The 24,059-nt window shown below is 58.5% G+C and carries 14 protein-coding genes; 7 read left to right on the top strand and 7 right to left on the bottom strand.

The window, feature by feature from the left end; translation table 11 throughout:
• The first annotated feature begins 4 nt into the window (after window positions 1–4).
• Genes C8265_RS18005 through drmC form a run of 7 tightly spaced genes read left to right on the top strand, consistent with a single transcriptional unit; the run spans window position 5 to window position 14,914 of the window.
• A complete protein-coding gene (locus tag C8265_RS18005) occupies window positions 5–1,102 on the top strand; it encodes a DNA cytosine methyltransferase (protein ID WP_108485431.1) in 1,098 nt (365 codons plus the stop codon).
• Window positions 1,074–1,514: a DNA mismatch endonuclease Vsr gene (locus tag C8265_RS18000; protein ID WP_108485430.1), complete on the top strand. Its 441-nt coding sequence runs from the start codon at window positions 1,074–1,076 to the stop codon at window positions 1,512–1,514. Before C8265_RS18005 ends, C8265_RS18000 begins: the two co-directional genes overlap by 29 nt.
• Entirely contained in the window at window positions 1,505–4,624 is a 3,120-nt protein-coding gene (gene drmD / locus C8265_RS17995) for a DISARM system SNF2-like helicase DrmD (RefSeq protein WP_108485429.1), read from the top strand. The genes C8265_RS18000 and drmD overlap by 10 nt, the downstream gene beginning before the upstream one ends.
• A complete protein-coding gene (locus C8265_RS17990) occupies window positions 4,621–8,319 on the top strand; it encodes an Eco57I restriction-modification methylase domain-containing protein (RefSeq protein WP_108485428.1) in 3,699 nt (1,232 codons plus the stop codon). The genes drmD and C8265_RS17990 overlap by 4 nt, the downstream gene beginning before the upstream one ends.
• Window positions 8,320–8,325: 6 nt before the next feature.
• Complete coding sequence (gene drmA / locus C8265_RS17985; protein WP_108485427.1) at window positions 8,326–12,315, top strand: DISARM system helicase DrmA; 3,990 nt, start codon at window positions 8,326–8,328, stop codon at window positions 12,313–12,315.
• Complete coding sequence (gene drmB, locus C8265_RS17980) at window positions 12,312–14,153, top strand: DUF1998 domain-containing protein (RefSeq protein ID WP_108485426.1); 1,842 nt, start codon at window positions 12,312–12,314, stop codon at window positions 14,151–14,153. Before drmA ends, drmB begins: the two co-directional genes overlap by 4 nt.
• Window positions 14,153–14,914, top strand: coding sequence for a DISARM system phospholipase D-like protein DrmC (gene drmC, locus C8265_RS17975; protein WP_108485425.1), 762 nt, complete (start codon window positions 14,153–14,155; stop codon window positions 14,912–14,914). Before drmB ends, drmC begins: the two co-directional genes overlap by 1 nt.
• Before the next feature lie 182 nt (window positions 14,915–15,096).
• On the opposite strand, the gene C8265_RS17965 is transcribed toward drmC, so the two are convergent.
• The 7 genes from C8265_RS17965 to C8265_RS17935 form a co-directional block, all read right to left on the bottom strand.
• On the bottom strand, window positions 15,097–15,354 hold the full coding sequence (locus tag C8265_RS17965; RefSeq protein ID WP_108485423.1) for a hypothetical protein: 258 nt from the start codon (window positions 15,352–15,354) through the stop codon (window positions 15,097–15,099).
• On the bottom strand, window positions 15,351–16,025 hold the full coding sequence (locus tag C8265_RS17960) for a YcbK family protein (RefSeq protein WP_108485422.1): 675 nt from the start codon (window positions 16,023–16,025) through the stop codon (window positions 15,351–15,353). Before C8265_RS17960 ends, C8265_RS17965 begins: the two co-directional genes overlap by 4 nt.
• A 161-nt stretch (window positions 16,026–16,186) precedes the next feature.
• Window positions 16,187–16,918, bottom strand: coding sequence for an IS21-like element helper ATPase IstB (istB, locus tag C8265_RS17955; RefSeq protein ID WP_108485421.1), 732 nt, complete (start codon window positions 16,916–16,918; stop codon window positions 16,187–16,189).
• Window positions 16,915–18,414 (bottom strand): IS21 family transposase, encoded by a 1,500-nt coding sequence (istA, locus tag C8265_RS17950; RefSeq protein WP_108485420.1) that lies wholly within the window; start codon window positions 18,412–18,414, stop codon window positions 16,915–16,917. Before istA ends, istB begins: the two co-directional genes overlap by 4 nt.
• A 245-nt stretch (window positions 18,415–18,659) precedes the next feature.
• Window positions 18,660–18,968, bottom strand: a complete 309-nt coding sequence (locus C8265_RS17945; protein WP_108485419.1) for a hypothetical protein — start codon at window positions 18,966–18,968, stop codon at window positions 18,660–18,662.
• Window positions 18,965–20,041 carry a DUF2793 domain-containing protein gene (locus C8265_RS17940; RefSeq protein WP_108485418.1) on the bottom strand — a complete coding sequence of 359 codons (1,077 nt, stop codon included), beginning with the start codon at window positions 20,039–20,041 and terminating at the stop codon, window positions 18,965–18,967. Before C8265_RS17940 ends, C8265_RS17945 begins: the two co-directional genes overlap by 4 nt.
• An 8-nt stretch (window positions 20,042–20,049) precedes the next feature.
• Complete coding sequence (locus C8265_RS17935) at window positions 20,050–24,057, bottom strand: baseplate multidomain protein megatron (RefSeq protein WP_108485417.1); 4,008 nt, start codon at window positions 24,055–24,057, stop codon at window positions 20,050–20,052.
• Between the last annotated feature and the right edge of the window lie 2 nt (window positions 24,058–24,059).

Here is a 24,059-nt window from a genome sequence, read left to right as displayed (position 1 = left end):
AAGAATGAAGGACGTGACATGCATTGACCTTTTTTGTGGTGCCGGGGGCCTGACCCATGGCCTGCAAAAAGAGGGAATTGATGTCGTCGCAGGTGTCGACGTTGAAGAAAGCTGTCGTCACCCATTCGAATTCAACAACGCCGCAAAATTCATAAAAGAAGACGTCAGCAAGATTTCGGGGGAACAGCTGAACGCTCTTCACGGGAAGAGCGCAATCAGGGTTCTGGCGGGCTGCGCTCCTTGCCAACCCTTTTCGACCTACTCTCAAAGGTATGATGTGTTGAGCAGTCCTCGTTGGGGCCTCCTTTACCAATTCGACCGCCTCGTCAAAGAAACGCGGCCCCAAATAGTGACGATGGAGAATGTCCCCACTGTCGCCAAGCATGCGGTTTTCGACGATTTTGCAAACTCGCTGATGGACCAAGGCTACCATGTCTATCGAAGCGTGGTCGATTGCACGAAGTACGGCCTCCCTCAGACCAGGCGGCGTATGGTGCTGCTCGCCTCGAGACTGGGGCCGATCGAGATAGTCGCGCCGGAACCTGAAAACAGACGAACCGTGCGAGACGCAATAGGCGGGCTCCCTCCTCTTTTTAACGGTGAAGCTTCCCACGCCGATGCCATGCATGCGGCATCCAAGCTTTCCCCCCTGAACGTGGAGCGAATACGCGCATCGCGGCCTGGCGGCACTTGGAGGGATTGGCCTGAACACCTTGTCGCAGCATGCCATCGCAAAGAGACCGGTCGCACCTATCCAGGCGTTTACGGGCGGATGGAGTGGGATTCCCCCTCTCCCACATTGACCACCCAATATTACGGGTTCGGCAACGGCAGGTTCGGGCATCCGGATCAAGAGCGTGCAATCTCGTTACGAGAGGGTGCAATTCTGCAGGGGTTCCCAACCTCATATTCGTTTGTCCCCGATGGTGGCCCTATTCACTTCAAGGCTTTGGGTCGAATGATTGGCAATGCAGTCCCAGTAACGCTTGGTGAGGTGATAGGTCGAAGCATCAATCAGCACCTCGGCGCAATGTATCAAGAACGGCCTGACGAAAAGGAGAGAGCCCCAAGAGATGGTGAACGCAAGCCCCTCGTCGCATGAAGCCAGCCGCAGAATGGCACGCGTGCGGCAGAAAGGCACGCGATGTGAAGTAGAGCTTCGGAGGGCCCTGCACTCAAGAGGGCTGCGCTATCGATTGCAGGTTCCATTGATTACAAAGCCCCGCCGGGTCGCAGACATTGTCTTCGTCTCTGCGCGCGTTGCTGTATTCGTCGATGGCTGTTTTTCGCATGGCTGTCCTGAGCATGCCTCGTGGCCCAAGAGCAATGCTGAATTCTGGCGGGAAAAGATTGAAGAAAATCGTTCGCGGGACGCTGATACAGGCCGACGTCTGTCCGAACTTGGCTGGCGAGTGATCAGAATTTGGGAACACGAGGACGCAAACGATGCCGCTGACCGCATCGCAGAGCTGATCCTGTCAACGAAGAAGAATGGAACCGGGGCATGTCGATGACTGCTGATGAAACCACATCGGAAATTACTCATGGCACCGCGCCTGAACCGGGCCAACTCGTCGAAGTCAGGCGTCGGCAATGGATCGTATCCGAAGTGAACGCAGGCGCTATCGCCCCTGGGCGAGCAAAGCAACACCTCGTTCGCCTCGCATCGATCGATGAGGATTCACTTGGCGAAGAGATCGAAGTGTTATGGGAGCTCGAACCCGGCGCGCATGTGATCGAACGCGCAGGGCTTCCACGTATGACCGGGCTGGATGACGCGCAGACATTGCAGGCGTTTCTTGATGCAGTCGTTTGGGGCGCTGCCACCAATGCAGATCGCGGCTATCTTCAAGCCCCATTCCGCAGCGGCGTTAGCATTGAGGATTTTCAGCTTGATCCACTTGTGCGTGCAATCGACATGGCGCGCACAAATCTCCTGATTGCAGATGATGTGGGCCTCGGCAAAACCATTGAGGCTGGTCTAGTTGTTCAAGAGATGTTGCTTCGCCATCGTGCTAGGACCGTTCTTGTCCTTTGCCCAGCCTCCCTACAGGAAAAATGGCGGGCCGAGATGCAGGAGAAGTTCGGGCTCGAATTCCGGATCGTAGACACCGAATATGTAAAAAACTTGCGACGGGAGCGTGGCCTGCACGCCAACCCCTGGACTTCATTTCCTCGCCTCATCACTTCGATGGATTGGGCAAAACAAGGCGAAGGTCTGCGGCTCTTGAGAGATGCTCTACCTCCGCATGTGAGCCATCCTCGAAAATTCGATCTACTGATTATCGATGAAGCACACAACATCTCCCCCACGGTCGGCCGTTATGCCGTGGAAAGCCTGCGAACACGACTGGTCCGTCTTGCGGCACCTCATTTCCAGCATAAGCTTTTTCTCACTGCAACGCCGCACGACGGCTACACGGAATCCTTCACGGCGCTATTGGAACTACTGGATGACCAACGCTTTGCCCGAAACGTGCTGCCCAGTGATCAGCAACTCGCGCGGGTCATGGTTCGGCGGCTCAAGAGCGACCTAGTCGATGCAAATGGAAAACCGCTCTATCCGAAACGCCGACTGGAACCTTTGCCTATCGAGTATTCTGGTGAGGAACGGGACGCGCGCCAAAAGCTCGAGGAATTCATAAAAGCACGAGAGGACTCAGCAGAGGACGGCCGAGCCGTTGATCACTTCGTACATCAGCTGCTTCGGAAGCGATTGTCGTCCTGTCCAGCCGCATTCGCCGCCACACTTGAGCGTCACATTGCAACGATAGAGGGACATCGACGCGCAGAAAATGGCAGGAAGAAATTCGATGATAGAATTCTGAGGCGCGCCATTTCGAAAACCGAAGAAAACTATGCCGACGACGCTAAGCGCGATGCAGCCGAAGCGGAGGCGATCGAAGAAGCTGGCAAGCACATTCGTCCGCCTAATGGTGAAGAGCGCCAAATGCTCGGCGGGCTTCGATCGTGGGCACAGCAAGCAGCTCGACGCTCAGACGCCAAATCTAAAGCCATCCTAAAATGGCTCACCCAGCATCTGCGCGAGGGTGATAGCTGGACTGACGAGCGCGTAATCCTCTTCACTGAATACCGTGCAACGCAGCAATGGATGCAGGAGATATTAGTCGCCAATGGCTTTGGTGGCGACCGGCTGGCCTTGATCTATGGGGGTATGGATCCCAAGGAACGAGAGGACGTAAAGGCTGCGTTTCAGGCCAGTCCGTCGGTTTCTCCCGTCAGAATTCTGTTGGCGACGGATGCAGCTTCCGAAGGCATCGACCTTCAGAACCATTGTCATCTGATGATCCACCTGGAGATACCCTACAACCCAAACGTCATGGAGCAGCGAAACGGTCGTATTGATCGCCACGGACAGAGAGCCAGTGAGGTCGTCATCTGGCACCCCGTGGATGCCGAGGGCGGACATGGTGATGACATTTTGCGCGCCCTGCGAAAGCTTGATGCAATGCGGGCCGATATGGGCAGCGTTAATCCCGTTATCACACCACAGTTGCCCGATTTACTTGAGGGCCGCCGCAGGGACCTGGATACGCGCGCCGCGGAAGCCAGGATGGAGAAATCTCGCCGCTTCGTGAAAGCTGAACGGGATCTGCGTGATCGCGTGGCTAAGCTTCACGATCGCCTGAGCGAAACGCGTCGCGAACAGAGCCTGTTCCCGGATCACATCCAACGCGCTGTCAGTACTGCCCTCAAGCTTGCGGACAAGCCCGACCTAGAGCCTATCAGCCTGCATGATGCGCCGGACGGAACAGTTTTCCGCATGCCCTCCCTTTCGGGTTCGTGGTCACGATGCCTTGAAGGTCTCCAGCACCCTTACACCCAGAAGGTCCGCCCCATAACGTTCGACCATGATGTTGCCAAAGGCCGCGATGACGTCGTTCTGGTTCACCTTAACCACAGACTGGTCCAGATGAGCCTGCGCCTACTTCGGGCAGAAATCTGGGCACGCGATGATGTCAAAAAACTCCATCGCATCACGGTTCGCTCTCTTCCTGATGAGCAGTTGGATGGACCGGCTGTTGTCGTTTTGTCCCGGCTGATCGTGACAGGTGGAAACCACCACCGCCTACACGAAGAACTCACTGAAGCGGGCGGATACCTGCGTGAGGCAGGTTTCCGCAGGGAAGACCGAGTTACGGAGATCAGGCGCTGGCTCGACACCTCGCAGCCTGCTGCCGTGTCCAGCGCAACGCTCGAAGCTCTGCGTACCCGTTTTGACAAACAGCGCGACTCCATTCTTGCAACCGTTGAAGCGCGATCGAAAGACAGGCTGCGTTTTCTCGGAAACACGATCGAAAGCCGAAAGAAAAAGGAAGCCGAAGATATCCGGCAGGTTTTGGATGATTTGGAGAAGGCTCTGAAATCCGAAATCAAAGCCGAGGAGCAGCCGGTCCAACTATCTCTTTTCACCGAAGACGAACGCACTCAGCTAAAGCGTGACCTTGCTGCATTGGAAGCGCGTTTGGCTCGACTGCCAAAGGAACGGCAGCAAGAAATACAGGCTGTCGAGGACCGGTATTCGAATACCATTGAGCACACCTTCCCCGTCGCCGTCGTGCTCCTAGTGCCGAGCAAGCTCTCCTCGGAGGAATCCAAATGAGTAACGATCACGAGTGGCTCAACCTCGTCGAAGTATCGGGGCCCTTCTTGGCTGTTCCCGTTCTAAAAGACGTATTCCCCCAAGGGCTTGAAGCTCTAAGTTCTGGCCACCCACAGCGCCTTCGCAGGACATACGAAGAATGGCGGGAAGCGGTAGACATCCAGGATGTCGATTTGACAGAGCTCCACGCCGCTTGGGTGAAAGAAGTTCTTTCAACCTCTCTCGAGATAGACGACGCCGTTCTACGCAGTGGTGATACCCTCCCTGCGAGCTTGACCATGATGATGCCGGAACATGGGACAACGATTACGCCAGATATGGCAGTCGTCAATCCGACGAATGACGATGAACCCTTGCTCCTCGTTCACGTCTACGCACCAGATACCAACCTCGAAGCAACCCATCGCTTTGACGGCTTGGCCATTACGCCGGCAGACCGGATGGTCTCACTGCTCCGGGCGACCGGGTGCCCTATCGGCTTGGTAACCAATGGGGAGCGCTGGATGCTAGTTCATGCACCGGTTGGCGCTGTCGCAGGATTTGCAAGCTGGTATGCGCGGCTTTGGGGGCAAGAACCTGAGACGTTGCGCGCCTTCGTCAGTTTACTAGGTGTACGTCGTTTCTTCGGACCCGACGATGGCAGACTGACCGCACTTTTCGAACGGTCTCTGAAGCATCAGGACGACGTCACCGAAGCTCTAGGCGAGCAGGTGCGGCGGGCGGTCGAGGTTCTTGTGCAGTCGCTGGACCGTGCAAATCAAGACCGCAACCAAGAGCTTCTCCGAGATGTCGACCCGCGAGAGCTCTATGAGGCCAGCCTGACTGTCATGATGCGGTTGGTCTTCCTATTGGCCGCTGAAGAACGTGGACTGCTATTACTCGGCGATCCTCGCTATGACTCCTTCTACGCCATTTCCAGCCTACGCATGCAGCTGCGGTCGGTCTCCGAGGAAATCCTTGAGCGCCGCCGCTCTGCGTGGTCACGCCTGCTCGGATTGTTCCGGGGCGTATTTGGCGGGATCGAACACCCCACCCTCCGGCTACCAGCGCTCGGAGGTTCGCTTTTCGATCCAGACCGTTATCCGTTCCTCGAAGGCCGTAAGAAAGGTACCTTCTGGCGGACCGATCCGGCAGAACCGCTTCCGATCGACGACCGGACGGTTCTGCTTCTGCTGGAGGCCATTCAAACCTTCCAGGGTCGTGCGCTGTCCTACCGTGCGCTGGATGTGGAACAGATTGGGCACGTCTACGAAGGCCTGCTCGAACGCACCGTCAAGCGGGTCGACGACGTAACACTGGAGCTCGACGGTGGTTCGAAGGCAAAGAGCCCTCGGATCACGCTTGGAGAGATGGAATCCGCGCGGCTCGACGGTACCACGAGGGTCGTGGAACTTCTCAAAGAACGGAGCGAACGTTCGGAGTCCGCAATTCGCAATGCGCTCGAACGGCAAGTCGATGATCGGTTGGCCGCTCGCCTTCTGACCGTCTGCCGCGGAGATGTAGCCCTGCGCGACAGAATACTGCCCTTAGCTGACCTATTGCGAACTGACCCGTGGGGTTACCCCCTCGTCCATCAGAAGGGAGCGTTCGTAGTCGTGCTTGGTTCCGATCGACACGAGAGCGGAACGCATTACACGCCGAAGAGCCTAACAGAAAAGATTGTCGAAGAAACGCTGACGCCGGTGGCCTATCTCGGTCCGGCCGAAGGCAAAACACCCAAGGAATGGGAGCTACGAAGTACCGAGGACCTGCTGGACCTCAAGATCTGCGATCCTGCGATGGGGTCGGGTGCATTCCTGGTTCAGGCGTGCCGGTGGCTCTCAGACCGACTGGTTGAGGCTTGGTCGGTCACCGAGGCGAAAGGTATGAGGGTCGACAGCGAGGGCCGGATCATCGGTGATGCTAGTTGCGAAGGCTTCGAACCGCTTTCGCCGGATATAGAGGAGCGCTCAATTGTTGCTAGAAGACTAGTGGCCGAGCGGTGTCTCTATGGCGTGGATAAAAACCCACTCGCCGTCGAGCTGGCTAAGCTCTCGCTCTGGCTGACCACCATGTCGAAGGGACGGCCCTTTGGTTTCCTCGACCATAACCTCCGCAGTGGTGACAGCCTTCTCGGGGTCCATGATATCCGGCAGCTCATCGAACTCGATATGGCACCTAAGGGTTCGAGCCAGCTTCGACTGTTCGGGCGCAACATCCAATCAGCAGTGGACGAGGCGGTTTCGCTTCGTATGCGCCTTAGGGCAATACCCATACGGGACATCGGGGACGTAGATGCAATAGCCGCGCTCGACGCAGAATCTCGCTCAGCACTGAAACTCCCCAAGCTAATTGCCGATGAACTAGTAAAAACCTCTATAAGATTTTCTAAAAATGCAAGATCGCTCAGGGCTGAACTGACAAAATTGGCAGTTAAGGCTGATGAGATCTTCATCAACAGAAATGCACCTGGAGTGGCCATAAAAGAAGAAGATTTCTTTCACTGGCCAATTGAGTTCCCGGAAGTATTCGAACGCGATACTCAGGGCTTTGATGCGGTGATAGGTAACCCACCTTATGTTAATGCTGTTGTTCTTTCAGAAGCTGAAAATAGCGCAAATATCAAGAAATTCTTTTCGACTAATTTTGCATCTGCAACTGGGAGTTACGATCTTTATGTGTTGTTTTTTGAGCGCGCCCTCCACATATGTGCAACTTCCGGACTCGTAGGATTTATAGTACCGAACAAGATTCTAAGCGCAGAGTACGCGGAATCTCTCCGTAGAATTTTTGTAACGAAATCTGAAATTCAGTCCATTTCTGATTACTCGTCTATTCGCGTATTCTCAGCAAGCGTATACCCAATTGTTCTTGTCTTGAGGATGGCCCGGACCGGCGTAGATGCATTCGTGGAAACAGTGCAGAAAAGTCCTCGGAAGGCTGTGGGTCAAGCCGCGTTTGCCAATGCTCCGTCATTTCTTTGGGGATTCATACTCTCAGACTTTTCAGAAATCGTCGAGAATGCGCTGACCGAAACAACTCAGCTGTGCAAATGTGCGTCCGTTTCCGGCGCTGCAACGGTGTCGGAGGCTTATGAAATAATACCAGCAATTGAAGAAATAGGCGATCGTGAGATTCCACCAAATTTCTGCAAGTTCATAGTTAGTGGAAATATAAGACCGTTCCGATCAACCTGGGGAATGGCGCCTGTCCAATATTTGAAAACACGTTACAAGAAGCCCATTGCAAATCTAAAACAAATTCCAAAAAAGAGACAAGAACAAGCTTTGAAGCCGAAGATAATCATCTCTGGTATGGCAAAGCGACCAGTGGCGTTCCTTGATTTCCGAGGCGAGTATCTTTCCGGAAAATCGACTGTGATTATTCTTGATCCAAAAAACGGCGCTAGCCTGCGAAGCTTGACTGCGATTCTTAATTCAAAACTAGGCGCCTTGATTTATTTCGGCCTTTACAGCGGCCTGGCGTTATCGGGTGGCTATCTGCGCTTTGGGCCGCCGCAGATTTCTGCATTTCCAATACCAGCCAAACTGGATTTGCAGATGCCTGATGATATCTCGCTTCTGGATTTGGAGGTATTGGTCTGCAAAGCTTATTCAGTTGATTGTAAGGCCGTCGAAATGGCTTTCGCGAAGCATTTTGGGGAAGAAAGCAACCAAGATGATGCGACATCGGATAACGAGGAACATGAAGGATAGCCCCGAATGACTGAATTAGTTGCCGCAACCAAGGAAGATGTGGGCTCATGGATCGTTACTGGTGCAGCCACTTCTTCCCCTTTCACATTCCGAGTTGAGGCCGGACCGACCAATCAAAGCGCCATTGCGCCGAGCGACTGGTCGCTCGTCCTGGATGATAATGACCACATAACGGCAGTCGGTCGGATCCTTCGCATCCGCTCGGACATCAAGGGCAGAACGATCTATTTCGATCAGTTCCAGATCATTGATCCGGGGGTACCGCTTTCTAAACCCGGTCTGACTGTACCCACCGCACCAGTGATGCGTCTGCCTTGGGACGATTTTCTGCGCGCGCTTCCACTGCTCGGCGTTGCGAACCCCGATGCGGTGCCCTTGAGCAATGATGTAACCTATGTTCGCGATCTCCTCGAACTGTCGGTCCGCGACGATCTGCTCGGTCCAGCCGAGGGCCCTCACGAACTGATCAAGGACATGAGCGTCCGCGATCGCTATCTGGTTGGAAAACTTGCCCCGCGACGACCAGACGAGGATCAGACTGCGCAAGTAGAACCTGCCTCTGCTGCGGATGAGGCTGGAGACCTTGAGGACGAACGCACGGCATCTCTGCACGAACCCGGCGCTGAATTCGCCAGCGCGACCGGGCGTGTCGTTCCAGAAGACGATACGCTGGACGAAATCGACACGACCAACAATCAGTCGCTCGTGCCTTCCAGCATGGGTCTGACATTTTGCGTCGCACCCGGCGTGGAAACACTGAATGTAGATGCTCGATGGGGGCGCTATGATCGCGTTCCCAATGATGAACATGACATCGTCAAAACTCGACGCAATCGTCAAACGGGTCGCGAAGAGGAGGTCAAGGTCAGGGTATGGCAGCGTTTCCCATGTGGCGGACCTGTTAGGCTGCCTTTGGTGGATGGGCAGATCAAGCCATCGGTTCCTGATCCCGACCAGCCAGACGTAAGACTGCAAGGTACGGTTCGAACAAACCAGAAGGGCGAACGCCTCGTAACGGTCTTCCTCGTGAACGGCCAAATTGAGCCGAGCGACAACAAAGACCGCGCCTGGCTGTTTCAGCCTGAAATTGCTGTAGAAGCTATTGAAGATACGGCTGACAAATCGGTATTTAGGCGTCGTCCATCCAACGAGGTCGTAGTTGACGATGAGGAACGCGATCGGCTTGCTCTCATTTATCGCAACCGACTGGAGTTCGCGGTGGGACATGGGGTGTCGGTTCACGTCGATGTAACGCAAAATGATCCAAAGACGGCCGTACGAGTGGCCACACAGATCATCCCGAGCTACGAAGTCGCAGTTACCGAGACACCGGGTCTCGACCGGCGTGACCGCCCAGCCATGCGGCGCATGATCGACGAAGGCTGGCTCGACATGTCGAGGCTGGCAGAGATGGAACCGGATGCGTTGCGCGACGCCCTCGGTTGCCTAATCGACGACTATGCCGTGTGGATCAATGAACAGAAAGCGAGACTGGGTAGCGAAATCGTGGGTTTCGATGATCCCGGCAAGGACGTTATCGCTCGTTGTGAAGACATACAGGTCCGTCTGCGGGAGGGAATGGAGACCCTGTTCACGGACGCGAATGCGTTGAACGCGTTCCGTTTTGCAAACCGATCCATGGCCATGCAGCGCGTAAGAAGCATCTATGCCCTCAAGCGCAGACGGAACGAGGCGGTCGACGTTGCTTCACTGGACGTCCCCAAGAACAGATCATGGCGACCCTTTCAGCTCGCATTCCTGCTGCTGTCGATCCCGTCCCTGGCAGATCCAGCACATGGAGATAGGACCAAGCCGGTCGAGGCTTTTGCCGACCTCCTTTGGTTTCCGACTGGTGGTGGCAAGACCGAAGCTTATCTGGGTGTAGCAGCCTTCGCGATGGCGATGCGCCGTTTGAAGAATGACTTGGGAGGTCTCGACGCTTCGCGAGGCCTGGCCGTGATTATGCGCTATACGTTGAGGCTCCTGACGCTGCAGCAGTTCCAGAGGGCAACCACGCTTCTATGTGCGATGGAGGTTATCCGACGCTCAGACGATACGATTTGGGGCAAGGAACCGTTCACGCTTGGCTTGTGGGTTGGCAACCGTGTCACCCCTGGGACTACCGACGCGTCCCACCAGGCGATCGGTGCAATTCGCAACAACGACCGCAACAAGTCTGGCATTGCATCACCTGCACAGTTGACGAGTTGCCCTTGGTGCGGCTCTGAAATTTCTGGTGGCCGCGACATCGAGGTGGACAAGATTGGTGGTAGAACGCTGATCCATTGTGGTGACAAGCTGGGCAGTTGCGACTTTTCAAAAGCGAAATCAAGCGGTCAGCCCCATCCGGGCTTGCCTGTGAAGGTGGTCGACGAGGAAATTTATCATCGGCCACCTACGATGATGATCGCTACAGTGGACAAATTCGCCATGATGGCATGGCGGCCAGAAGTTCGCGCTCTTTTCGGTAGAGTTGAACAAGAATGTACGCGCCATGGCTTGCTGTGGCCAAGCCACGATTGTGGCACCGGACACCGAGCTGCTGGAGCGTATCCCGCCGCCAAAGTGAAGCCGATCCGAGCCATACGCCCACCGGATCTTATCATCCAAGATGAGTTTCACCTGATCAGCGGTCCGCTCGGCACGATGGTAGGCCTTTATGAAACGGCAGTGGATGAACTAAGCAGTTGGAAGCTTGGGGAGAACACGGTGCGCCCAAAGATTGTCGCATCCACTGCGACGGTGCGGCGCGCTGATGATCAAGTACGCAACGTGTTTATGCGCAGGACTTCAGTTTTTCCGCCATCTGGGCTTGATGTCGAAGACAATTTCTTCTCGGTTCAGAGGCCAATCCATGAGAAGCCAGGGCGGCGCTACATAGGGCTCTGCGCACCAGGCAGTTCGCGGCCAGCGGTACTTATAAGGACCTATACGGCCTTCCTGACCGCAGCACAGGCACTGTTCGATCGGTTCGGACCGGTGGCCGACCCCTATATGACGTTGGTTGGCTATTTCAATTCGCTGCGTGAGCTTGGTGGAATGAAGCGATTGGCAGAGGACGATGTTCAGACACGTTCCTTCCGAGTCAACATGAGCTTGGTGGATCGCCCGGGACTTTCCCAGCGGCGCGTCGAGGAAATCAGCGAGTTGACATCGCGGGTCTCCAGTCAAGACATCCCTAGATACCTTGATCAATTGGAAGTTCCATTTGAGGGCACCTTTGATCCGGTTCAGGGCAAATGGCTGACCGATAGAACACCTGGCGACGCGAAGCCAATCGACGCGGTTTTGGCTACAAACATGCTTTCCGTTGGCGTCGACGTGAACCGTCTCGGGGTAATGGTAGTCAACGGTCAACCCAAAGGGACGGCGGAATACATCCAGGCAACCAGCCGTGTAGGCCGAGCGTCACCGGGCCTCGTTGCCACCGTTCTGACCTGGGCGCGTCCTCGCGACCTTTCGCACTACGAAACCTACGAGAACTACCACGCGACGTTCTATCAGCATGTTGAGGCCCAGTCTGTTACACCATTCTCGCCGCGCGCGTTGGACAGAGGACTCACCGGCGCAATGCTTTCAATCATGCGCCATACTTACGATCCATTTTCTGCAAATGACGGTGCCGGCGCGATGACCAGCCCTAGTCGCAATGAGATGCTGGAAACGATCGGTGCAATCAGCGCACGAACGTGGGAAGTGACCGAAGACTCTGCGAAGAAGGGGTTGACCGAAGACGAAATGAAAAGCCGAGCCGACGATTGGGCCAATGAGGCAGGCGTCGGAGGTAGAACACTAGTCTACCAAAAACATGGTGCCGGTCCAACATCCTACCCGCTCCTTGCAAAGCCAGGGATAAAGCCATGGACCGATTGGACCGTCCCGATGTCCATGCGTGAAGTTGAACCCGGTGTAAGGCTCATCATGGAGGACGATCGTTCGAACAGTGATCCAACTTGGCGACCGCGAATTACGACGGACGAGGAGGATTCAGAATGAGCAGGACACCCGTTGGAGAAATCCGCCCCAGCCAGCTTCTCTGGACCTATGGTCCTGGCGCACTAATCGACTTGCCAAACTTATCGGTCGTCACAATGGGTATTGATCGCTGGGAAAAAGACAGATGTCAGCCCATCCAAGAAGCGCGCCTCCTGGCAAATGTAAGAAACGTTCTTGGACCACAGGTCGAAGCACTACGAATGCCACCAGTTGGAGATGGCGATGTCGTGGACCCGTTCTCGGCCGCCGCACTCATCGGCGTCCCGGTCAAGCCTTTTCCTAGGTGGCTGCGCTGCGTGAAATGCGGATTGCTATCCCCGTACGACGCAGGCTTGTTCAGGCTGCGGGAAAATAGATACCGGCCAGAGCTGACGCGCTTCGTACACGAGGGTTGCAGAGGTTCAAAAAACGATCAGAGAGCGCGCGACGCGGATGCCGTTCCGGCTCGTTTCCTAATGGCCTGCCGCGCAGGTCATTTGGATGATTTCGCTTGGGACTGGTTCGTGCATGGCGGTCCTAGTTCCTGTCGGGCAACTCTAAGGTTCTTTGAAAGTGGGGCCTCGTTGCAGACTGAAAACCTTTGGGTGAAATGTGACGGCTGTGGTGCGTCGAAAAATATGGCGCAAGCATTCGGCCAGGCAGGGCGTGACAACTTACCTGCTTGTCGCGGACGTCACCCGCACGTCGACCGTTTCGAAGACGATTGCCAAGAAGCTCCGCGAGCAATCCTGTTGGGAGCGACTAATAGTTGGTTTCCAGTCACCCTGTCGGCCTTGGCGATCCCTCAATCCGGCGATCCGCTATCACAGATCATCGCCGATGGCTGGACCTTCTTTGAAGACATTAGCTCGGAAGCCGAGGTTGGCTTTGTGGTTAAGACCTTGAAGAAGACTGCACAGCTTCCGGGGATTGAACAGTTTACCAACGAGCAGATCTGGGCGGCGGTAGAAAACCATCGCACGGGCGGCTCCACGGTCGACCAAAGCGATCTAAAGGGTCCCGAATGGGACGCTCTTACCGCTGCCAAACCTCCTACTGATTACCCCCACTTTATGAGCAAGAAAGTCGGGGTTCCCAAAGGTTTCAGCTCAGCCATCTCTGGGGTGCTGCTCTTAGAGCGCCTTCGTGAGGTGAACGCACTATTGGGGTTTACGAGAGTGGAATCACCGGAGGAAGGTGCCGGCGACGAGGCCGCGCCACGGGCACCCCTTGGTCGAAGTGCGCCCAGTTGGGTGCCAGCAACCCAGGTGCATGGTGAAGGAATATTCATTCGCTTTGACTCCGCGATACTGCAGACGTGGGCAGACAAAGCGGCTGTCAAGGCGGCAGATGAGCGACTTCGTCAAGGGCACCGCGGATGGCGGCACAAGCGAAACCTTGATCCCGAAGAAGGCTATCCCGGCATCCGGTATGTGATGCTTCATACACTCGCGCACATGTTGATCCGCGAGCTTGCCCTTGAGTGCGGATATAATGCCGCGAGTATTCGCGAACGAATTTACGCAGATGTTGAAGATGGAAACGACCAAGCCGGATTTCTCATTTACACGGCTGCCGCCGACTCTGATGGCACCCTCGGAGGCCTTGTGGAGTTAGGAAAACCTGAAAACCTTGGTCGACTACTGCGCCAGGCACTTGAACGAGCACATGTTTGTGCGTCGGATCCGTTGTGTTCGGAGCATGACCCCAGCAAGGATCAATCTCTGCACGGTGCCGCGTGTCATGCCTGCTCGTTCGTCTCGGAGACTTCATGTGAACGGGGAAATCGCCACCTTGATCGCTCGCTCGTCGTGCCGACGCTCGAAAACCCTGATGCAGCTTTCTTTGAGACGATCTGATGGAACCGGTCCTGCTTGCCGTGACAGAAATTGTCTCTCTGCTTCCTCCCTCTCGAGTGCAGTCAATTGCTGACCGGATCCGTGTTTCAACCCCTGAGGTTGCTGGGCGGACTCTTCACCAGCTTGTAAGCACTCCTGCTGCGCGCGCGGCATTGGATGATCTCGTGTCGAGCTGGAAGACATCTGCGATTTCTGGAGAGCATTTGTCCGGTTTGCTAATTGGTGCCTCCCACTTGCGTCGTCATACACTTCGAGAAGGCAACGTCGAACTTGTTTGGACCGGACCTCAAACCCCCTTCGTCCCGACACGCCGAACAGAACAAGTGTTACTGGATCTCATAAATCGAGCGAAGACCGACATATTCCTCGTAAGTTTCGTTGCATTTGATTTCCCAACTGTGGTCGATGCATTGAATGCAGCAATCTCGCGCAGCGTGGATGTCAAAGTGCTGTTGGAGAGCTCAGCCTCTCATGGCGGCAGTCTCTCGGTAGATCCAGTCGCCACCATGCGAAAGCACGTTCCTGTCGCAGCTCTTTTTGCTTGGACTGATAGAGCAGCACCCTTCGCAGATGGCAAAGTTCACGCAAAGGTTGCTGTCGCCGATGGTGAAATTGCTTTTCTGACCAGTGCAAACTTGACTGGACACGCGATGGAAAAAAATATGGAAGCAGGTGTGGTTATAGATGGAGGTAAGGTACCTCAGGACCTTCGCGCTCATCTTGAGGCACTGATAGCAACCAAGGTTATCCGTAAACTGTAGCGAACACGAAGGACGTGCTTCAGCTTTGACATAAGCGCACCTGCTCCCGCATTACGGCGTAATCGCCCATCATTTCGAGGACTGCCGATCCGTCCGGCAGTCTCGCCAATTCCTCGGCCACCCGCGCCTGAAGCTCCCTGCTGTACTCCACGACCGGCGGACATGCCGCCACGCCGCCGGTCTCAAAACCCGCCGTCGCGCAGCCGGTCAACCAGCTCGTCGCGATTGCGAGGACGACGAGCCGCCGCTTCCAGCATCCGGCGTTGAGTATCATTGGCCTTCTCCGTGTTTTCAAGACGTTCAGCGATCCGGCCTACGCGTTCACCGGAGCGGCGGATCGCCAGCAGGAACAAAACGATGGTGAGAGCGATCGCACCATAGCGTAGGGCCGCCCGCATCCATGGGGTGGCAGCCAATCCACCAAGAATGCTTGCAATCATCTCTGCCCCCGTTTCCAATCATCAAGGCGAGCATAGATCGTGACCGCGATGCCAATGAGCGCCACGGCGATGAACACCCAACGCAGCGTGTCGAGATATGGCACCAGCGGCAGAACGGCGTCCTGCGTGTCAGCCAGGACATTCTGCGCGACCTCGACCCCGGCTGCGCCCAGCGTCGCAACTCCGGCCGCGCCACCACCCTTCATTGTGCGGCTTTCGGCCAGCGCTTCGCGCGCGGGTGGCGTGTCCTCGGCGAAGGCCGTCGCGCGGACCGGGAAGCGCTCGCCCCATTGGCGCGCGGGCCCGAGATCGACATGGATAAACCCCGAGCGCGGGTAGAAGCCGAACCCGAGAAACCCCGCTCCTCGTGCCCCAGCCTCAAACGTCACCGGGTCGTGGTTCGCCATTGCAATATCGAAGGCCGCGCCGTCCATGTGCTTCGAGCGGGTTGCGCCGCCAACGGCACGGTTGTGCTCCGGGCTGCGATAGGCGGAACGGACGATCAGCGGCTTGCCCAGCCGGTCGCGCAGCGCCTGCAGTTTGTCGAGCGCAGGTTCATTGATCAGCAGTTTGCCGGTACCCCGGCAGGCGATTTCGGCGGGAGAGAAGTTTGGCCAGCGCCAGGTGGCTTCCGGTACGTCGCGCCAATGGTCGTAAAAAGTCGTAGTCATGATGTCCTCCAGAAACGAGTTTCCGGCCCCTCGCTGTCAATGAGCGTTTAAAAGTGACCCGGTTTCAGCGTTTAATTTTGACCCGCCTATTGGGTGACAAAGCCCCCAGGCGGACCGCCCTCATATAGCGAGTCCGTCTGGGGGCTTTGCTTGCGACGTGGCTATTTTTCTCTGCGACTTTTGCTCTGAGCGAAGCGATATGACGTGTTGCCCGTTTCGATGATGGCACAGTGGTGCGTGACGCGATCCAAGAGCGCAGTTGTCATCTTGGCATCACCGAAGACAGCGACCCATTCCCCGAACTCCAAGTTGGTGGTGATGATGACGCTGGTTTTCTCGTAGAGCTTGCTGATCAGGTGGAACAGCAACGCGCCGCCGGATTTCGGGAACGGGATGTAGCCTAACTCGTCGATGATGACGCAATCCAGGGCCGACAGCTGCCGGATGATCTTCCCGGCATTGCCGTCGGCCTGTTCCTTGATCAGGGCATTGATCAGATCGACCGCGTTGAAGAAGCGGACCTTCTTGCCGTTGTTAATCAATGTGGTTCCAAGCGCGATGGCGATGTGAGTTTTGCCTGTCCCGGTTCCGCCGACCAGGATGAGGTTGTGCGCCTCTTCGGTGAACTGACCCGAGCAGAAGGGTTCGATCTGGGCCTTACTCACCGCGGCCGCGCCGTAATCGAAGGTGGCGAAGTCCTTATGATGGGGGAACTTCGCGATGCGCATTTGATACTGGATGGAACGCACTCGCCGCTCTACAGTTTCCGCGTCGATCAGTTGCTTTATCGCTGTGGTCAGACTTGGTGGCTTGCGCGCGGACAGCAAATCATGGGCGCAAGCTGCCATTCCATGCAGCCTCAAGGCGGTGAGTTGGTCGATGAGAGCGTTCATGCGGCAGCCTCCTCGGCCGAGCAGAGCGCCTCATAGCGCTTGCAGTCGGCCTCGGGCCGCACGGTCAGCTGCGGATAGACATTGCCCTCATTCAACGGCGTGATGATTGGCTCCACCAACTGGTTGATCAGATTGGTGATGGCAGGAAGGCGCAACGTGTTTTGTTCAACTGCCAGTTCGCAGGCCGTCTCCACCACCTCGATTCCGTGGTCCTGGGCCAGCAGAAGCAGATCGACGAACTCCCGGTCCCCGCCTTTGCCAGCCATGTAATGCTCCCTGATCCGATGCATGGCCTCAGGCAGTTGCCAGTCCACAAAAGGGGCGCCGTCGCGCAGAGCGCCGGGCTTGCGATCCAGTAGAGGAACATAATGCCAAGGTTCAAAGTAGCTGACGTTGCGGGTGAAGCGACGCTTGTGCTCGGCAATAACGTCCTGGCCTGACACCAGCACGATCCGGCCTGCATAGGCGCGCAAGGAGACATGCTGGCCTGCAAACCGGGAAGGCACGCTATAGCGATTGCTGGCATATTGAACCAGGCAGGTGGAACGGACCCGCACCGTCTTTTCCACATAACCATCAAAAGCCCGCCCCAGGGGGCGCAGCTCGGCGCGCTCATCTTCAAAAACCTCCGCAATCGTGCGGGACGATTGATCAGGATGGGCGCGGCTTGCCAATTCCTCGCAGCGCAGACGCAACCAGTTGTTCAGCCCATCCAGATCATCAAAAGCTGGCATGGGAACAAACAATCGGCCTCGTAAAAAATGGACCTGGTTCTCCACCTGACCTTTCTCCCAACCCGACGCGGGGGTGCAGGCAACCGGCTCCATTACATAGTGGTTCATCAATGCCAGGAACCGAGGATGGAACACTCGGTCCTTCGAGCGGGAGACATAGGTCACCATCGTTTTGGGATTGTCGATGATCACCCGTCGCGGAACCCCGCCGTAGAAGGACAGCGCCCGTACAAAAGCATCCAACACCATCTCTTGGCTCTCGCCGGGATAGGCTACGATAAAAGGTTTGCGACTATGGCACAGGCGGAAGTGAGCAACCTTTACCTTCTGCTCGACACCACCGAGAACAACCCGTTCTTCGCTCCAGTCAAACTGGAGCGCATCACCGGCAGCAAAATGCAGGGGGATAAACGCCTCTCCCGATCCAGCATCGGCACGTTTGAGGTCTCGGATAAATCGCTGAACCGGAGAATAGGACCCAGTATACCCTTCCGAGACGAGCTGTTCGTAAAGCTTCGTGGCCGTCCGCCGCTCCCGGCGCGGGCGCTTGTGATCCTGCTCGAAAAGCTCTTGGAGCCGCGCGTCAAATCCATCGCACAGCTTATGCCGGGTCGGTGGCGCTTGCCGTTGATAGCTCGGTGGACTGTCGTCCTTCAGATACTTCTTCACCGTGTTCCGCGACAAACCGGTTGCCCGCGCCACAGATCGGATGCTGCGACCCTCAACCAATATCCAACGACGGATCTTCGATACACTTTCCATCAATATCACCTGCTCATTCCTCCGCGCTATTCAGCGCGGATGCTAACGTGGCAGGTGGGTCAATTTTGCACGCTCATAACCCACCCAAGTGGGTCAATTTCGCATGCCGATTCACACCCCTCGCCGGGGCTCGGTGCGTTCGCCGCGCAGGAAGGCCTACTAGACCCTCCCGTCTGCCTTGCAGGCAGATCCCGGCTCACCCCGCCAAACGGACGGGTGTGCAGATGACCGGAAAGGTGCGCGGGTCACCTGTCGGGATAGCGTTGAAAGGCTTGCAGCATCAGGTTGCGCATGTCGTGGATGTCAGCCTCGATCCGGGCCAGACGGTCGTGATCGATCTTTCGGTCCTCGTCGCGCCGCTTTTCGATACGGGCGCGCTCGGCCTCAAGCTCTTGCTCCAGTTTGTGCAGCAAGGCTTCATTGGTGAACGCCTTGCGGGTGACGGCAGCCGCCAGTCCGGCGACGAAAGTCAGCCAGACGCCGATGGCCGCGGTGATCCCATGGTCGCGGAAGGCATCACCAATTTGTTCTGCGAGGGTCGGCTTCAGGGTCATCCGATTTTCGCCCCCCAGAAGCTGGTGGCGTCGGCCGCAAAATAACCGTCGGCGACCCGGAAATCGCCCTGCAGCTCGACGGTATCGCCTGCACCCAGCGGCACCATGGTCTGCAACCACAGCGCCGTGGCTTCAGTGACGTGATCGCCGCTGATCTCGCCGAAGGAACCCCGGATTTCGCTCAAACCGTTCAGCACGAGCCGCCCACGCATGCGGGACGTGGCACTGGCATTGATCTTGTAGAGCAGCGTCGCGCCGAACAGATATGTGCCGTCGACCGGGACGACGAAGTGATTGTTCATAGCGTCGAACGCGCCCTGATCGTTATAGTCGGTATTGTTGAGGCCGATCTTGGTCCAGGTGCCGACGCCGACATAGTTGTCGTAGTTCGTGTACGCCTTGAAGCGCGGCAGCTGCGGCTGATCGACGATGCCGGTGGCGTTGTCGACGGTCAGGCCGTCGAAGAAGGTGCTGCCGTCAACCGAGACCGCGAGGCGGAACTTGTCAGACCCGAACAACCCCAGCAGCGCCTTGGTCACAAAGCCGGTCTGCAGGGTCAGCCCGAGATCGTCGCCCGCCCCCTCCTTGTTCATGGTGTAGAAGAGATCGCCGGTCCCGCCTTCGGCCACGGTCTTGGCTGTCCAGAGCGCGGCATTCAGCTTCGCGGAGAACGGGTTGGCGGCATCGGCGGCCGTGCCCAGCCCGAGCAGCGCAAGGTTCTGCAGCGCCGCCGGGGTTGTGCCGATCCAAGTCGCGCCGTCATAGACCAGCAGCAGGTCTTCGTCCTCGATCCATGCGCGCCAGCCGGTGCGGGGTGGTAAACGCAGCCAGGTGCCATCGGTCCAGAGCGCGACGTTCAGGTCCCAGCCCGCCCAGTCGCCGGTGCCGCCGCTGGCGACGATGTAGCGGTCGCCGTCCGCCGGGCCTGCCGGGGGTGCTGCCAGATCGCGATCGAGAACGGAAAGCTGCACGAGCCCGTCGAGCAGCCGCAGCGCCTCGTTGTGGGTGACATGCTTTTGGGCCTGCGCCGCCAGAATGTAAGGGAGCAGCAGGTTGGTCGTGGTGTCGGACATAGCGGTCCTCAGAGTTGGAGCGTAATGGCTTTGGCGGCACACCGTCCGATCAGGGCGGAGATCTGGAAGATGCGGATATCGAGCGCTTCGCCGGGCCCGAGCAGCCCGCCCCAGTCGGTGGTTTGCTGGGCGGCCGTGTAGATCGCGCTGGTCGTGGTCGCGCTCAGCACCCGTTTCACCGTGGCGCCGTCGAGGATCTCGATCTCGTAGGCCTCGTTCGCAGGGCTTGCCTGGCCCCACTGGGGCCAGGGTCCCTGCTCACCCTCGGCCAGCGGCACCTCCACCGCGCCCCAGCTATCAGCCGAAAGCGCCCGGGAGCGTCGCGTCCAGCGGATCGTCAGATCGCCGGGCGTGCGCGGTTTGCGCCAAGGCTGCTCAACATGGGCCACCGAGAACGGCCGCAAACCCACGCCCGCAGGCGTGAAAGTCTGCGCGACATAGGTCTCGTCACTGACAGACCGGCTGGCCGGACCAATGCGCCAGTTCCACGGCAATCCGAGATCAGCCTCGGCGATTGGCAATGAGGCCAGCGCCTCGTCGAGCACCACCACCCGTGCGCCTGCAGGCACCGGGTTGGCCATGGCCGCTTCCGTGCCACGCTGGCCGCGCAGGAGCCGGGTCAGGCGATACCGGCCCGGCGCGATCAGATCGGCCCTGCCCGCCTGGACGATCTCCCAGGTTCCGGGCGCGCTCTCCACGGCCAGCGCATTGGCGCCACCGAAGAGCGTCAGGTCGGTGACGTTTTCCAGCGTGCCGGTCAGCAGATCGACCACCAGCGCATTGCCGAGATCGAAGCGCGAGCTGGGACCTGCGTAAAAGTCTGCGACCAGCGTCCCGATCCGCGCCCGCCCGCCGAATGTCGTCAGCAGTTCGAAGCCATCGGTCGAGGGGCTGCGAAACACCGCCATCTCGCCCGGCCAGGGAATAGCATGGGCCGCGACAAACGGCCGATGAGCAGACTGACCCTCGGTCAGCTGCGGCAGGTCCAGCAGCACCACCTCGGGCGCGCCGAACACCACGGCTGCCGACAAGGATGACGGTCGTGGCGATCCGGGCGGCAGGTCGTGGGCCTCGCGATCCTGGCGGACGGCTTCGATCGCGCGTGCCTCAGCATCCGCGATGGAGACCAGCCGCAGCGGAATGTGCCGCCCGTCATGGGCCAGCGTCACGACATCGGCCGGATCAAGTGCCAGCCGCGAGGGCGGCAGGCGGAATGCAGCTGTCTCTCGCCCGGTCCAGGCTTCCATGAGCGCGCGGCGGCAGCGGCGCTCGGCTTCCTCGGGCGGCACCGCCATCGGGAAGGACTCGGACGCGATCCGCGTCGTGTCCACGGTGATGCGCCGCGCCTCGACCTGTGCGGCGTCATAATCCTCATCGGCGCGCGCCACCTGCCACTTCAGCGATTGGGGCAGTTCGGTTTCCTGCGCGCGGGTGAGTTCCAGAACGTCGCCTTCGCGAGCGGCAACAAGATCGTCAGGTGAGATGGTGGTGACGGATCCACGCCCGCGCATGACAAACCGGATCACCCCCTCGGTCTCGACGGCATCGAAGCCGAAATGCCGCGACAGCGTCGTGATCGAGGCGCGCGGGCTTTCCAGCGCGCCGATGGCGTAGCCTTCAACTGCGCCCCAAAGGCCCGTAACGTCGATTCGGGTCTCCGGCATTCCGGCCCGCAGGCAGAGGTGACGGACAAGCGCCGCGAGTGATACCGCGCCAAGCCGCCCGGTCAGCCAGTGGCCGAGACGCCAGTTCGGTCCATCGGCCCAGACTTCGGTGAGTTCGGGAAAATACGGATAGGGTCGCGCGTCCCAGGTCCAGGCGGCACATTCCGAGACGTGGACCATGCGCCCACCATAGACGCTGGACACCGGGTTGTTGGCTTGCGTGCTCCAGAACAGATAGGTCGCCTCGAGATAGGCGCGCTGGATGGCATCATCCCGCCAGCCCCGCGAGAAATGCGGCGTGAAGCTCTCCGACGACTTCGGGTCGAAGAAGACATTCGGTTGATTGGTGCCCCGGTCGATGGCGGGGCAGCCAAGCTCGGTGAACCAGATCGGTTTTGATTGCGGCACCCATGCCGTCGGCGCGCCGCTCTCCACCCCACCCGGGCGGTCATAATGCGGGTTCGACCACCAGGCGCGCAGATCCTTGTTGCGGAACACCCAGGGCTTTCCTGCCGTGCCGTCGGTGATCGGCGTCCGCACCTGCGCGGTGCGGTCGGCAGCGCTGGCATAGAACCACTCAAAGCCTTCTCCACCCGAGATGTTCCCCTGCAAATAGGCCCGGTCATAGATCGCGGGCCAGCCCTCCTGCGCATCGGCATGGTCAAATCCGTCGCGCCAGTCGGAGAGCGGCATGTAGTTGTCGATGCCGATAAAATCGATCGCCGGATCGGCCCAGAGCGGATCGAGGTGGAAAAACACATCGCCGCTGCCATCGCTCGGCTGGTGCCCGAAATACTCCGACCAGTCAGCCGCATAGCCAATCCTGGTGCCGGATCCGAGGATCGAGCGCACATCGGCGAGCAGATCCCGATACGCCTGCACCGCCGGATAGGTGGAGGCACCCGAGCGAATCGTCGTCAGCCCACGCATCTCCGAGCCGATCAGGAAGGCATCGACCCCGCCCGCCGCTGCGCAGAGATGGGCGTAGTGCAACACCATGCGCCGCAGACCCCAGTCACCGGATGGCCCGGTCCAGGAGACCGACTGACCCGAAACGCTGAAGCTCGCGGGCGTGGCCGCGCCGAATAGCGCCGCGACCTGCGCGGCGGCCGTAGCGGTCTTGTCCACGGTCCCCGCGAAACCTGCGGCAGGCGAACAGGTGATCCGCCCGCGCCACGGGAACGCGGGCTGGCCGGTCTCGGCGGCGTTGTCCGAATATGGGTTGGGCAGCGTGTTGCCCGGCGCCACGTCCATCATCACGAACGGATAGAAGGTGACGCGCAGCCCTCGGGTTTTCATTTCCCGGATCGCCTGCACCACCGTGAAATCCGCAGGCGTGCCGCCGAAGTTCGGACGATTCTCACCATCGCGACTGACCAGATGTGCCGCCGCCCGGTTCACACCGTTGACCGACCATGTCTGTGGCGTCGTGTTTTTGGCGGCCAGTTCGACTTTCGGCCGGACCTGGCAGTGTCCAGCGCGCAGATCATCGCCAAACCAGGACACCACCAAGCTGACGCTCTCGACCTTCGGCGCCATGGCCTGCAACCGGTCCAGCGCCACCACCATGTCGGCGGTGTCGGTCAATGCGTTAAGATTGTCAGCGGTCTGCGCTCCCCCGCCACCCTTCCGGATGCCCTGCGTGGCATAGGCGAATTCGCCCGAGGCCGGGATCATGGTGACGGCGCGGGTCAGACCTTCGGCGGTGTCGGGATCGGCGAGCGGGCGAAAAACCTCGAAACTCAGCTGCGGCAGGCGGTTGCCGTAATTGCCGAGCGGCAGCTCCTCGAAGACCACATAGGCGGTGCCGCGATAGGCGGGTGTATTGGCCGCGCCCATCCTCGCGGCGATGAACGGGTCCGCCGTCTGTGTTTCGTCGCCGGGATACCAGCGCCAGGTGACGCCGGAGAGGTCCATCGGCTTGCCGTCGGCCCAGATACGGCCGATCCCCGTGATCGGCCCCTCGCAAAGCGCCACGGCGAAGCTGGCGTAGTAGAGATATTCGGTGGTCTTGACCTTGCCGCCCCCGCCGCCCTTGCCGCCCCCTTGGGTGGTGGTCTTCGTCTCCTCGCGGAAATCCGTCGCCCAGATGATGTTGCCGCCCATGCGCATGCGACCATAGAGCCGCGGGATCACCGCGCCCTCGGTAGCGGAAGTGATGCGCAGCGTGTCGAGCCGCGCGCCCTCTATGCGCTGCGTCGGCGCCAGCGACGAGATGATCCAGCTGTCGACGACCGAGCCGATGCTGGAGCCGATGAAGCCGCCAATGGTCGCGGCGCTCACGCCGAGGATCGCGCCACCGATGCTGCCGCCAATGGCGGCGCCGGCCGCGCCGAGGACAAGCGTTGCCATGG

This window comes from Oceaniglobus ichthyenteri, from assembly GCF_003057885.1.
Lineage (GTDB): Bacteria > Pseudomonadota > Alphaproteobacteria > Rhodobacterales > Rhodobacteraceae > Oceaniglobus > Oceaniglobus ichthyenteri.
Note: the sequence above shows the minus strand (reverse complement) of the source record. Positions and strands in the feature narration are given on the sequence as shown.

Coding starts and splice junctions, on each gene's coding strand:
- C8265_RS18000 (WP_108485430.1), top strand. CDS start 1,074: ATGGTGAACGCAAGCCCCTCGTCGCATGAAGCCAGCCGCAGAATGGCA.
- C8265_RS17965 (WP_108485423.1), bottom strand. CDS start 15,354: ATGATTGCAAGCATTCTTGGTGGATTGGCTGCCACCCCATGGATGCGG.
- C8265_RS18005 (WP_108485431.1), top strand. CDS start 5: ATGAAGGACGTGACATGCATTGACCTTTTTTGTGGTGCCGGGGGCCTG.
- drmD (WP_108485429.1), top strand. CDS start 1,505: ATGTCGATGACTGCTGATGAAACCACATCGGAAATTACTCATGGCACC.
- drmC (WP_108485425.1), top strand. CDS start 14,153: ATGGAACCGGTCCTGCTTGCCGTGACAGAAATTGTCTCTCTGCTTCCT.
- istA (WP_108485420.1), bottom strand. CDS start 18,414: ATGGAAAGTGTATCGAAGATCCGTCGTTGGATATTGGTTGAGGGTCGC.
- drmA (WP_108485427.1), top strand. CDS start 8,326: ATGACTGAATTAGTTGCCGCAACCAAGGAAGATGTGGGCTCATGGATC.
- C8265_RS17990 (WP_108485428.1), top strand. CDS start 4,621: ATGAGTAACGATCACGAGTGGCTCAACCTCGTCGAAGTATCGGGGCCC.
- C8265_RS17935 (WP_108485417.1), bottom strand. CDS start 24,057: ATGGCAACGCTTGTCCTCGGCGCGGCCGGCGCCGCCATTGGCGGCAGC.
- istB (WP_108485421.1), bottom strand. CDS start 16,918: ATGAACGCTCTCATCGACCAACTCACCGCCTTGAGGCTGCATGGAATG.
- C8265_RS17945 (WP_108485419.1), bottom strand. CDS start 18,968: ATGACCCTGAAGCCGACCCTCGCAGAACAAATTGGTGATGCCTTCCGC.
- drmB (WP_108485426.1), top strand. CDS start 12,312: ATGAGCAGGACACCCGTTGGAGAAATCCGCCCCAGCCAGCTTCTCTGG.
- C8265_RS17960 (WP_108485422.1), bottom strand. CDS start 16,025: ATGACTACGACTTTTTACGACCATTGGCGCGACGTACCGGAAGCCACC.
- C8265_RS17940 (WP_108485418.1), bottom strand. CDS start 20,041: ATGTCCGACACCACGACCAACCTGCTGCTCCCTTACATTCTGGCGGCG.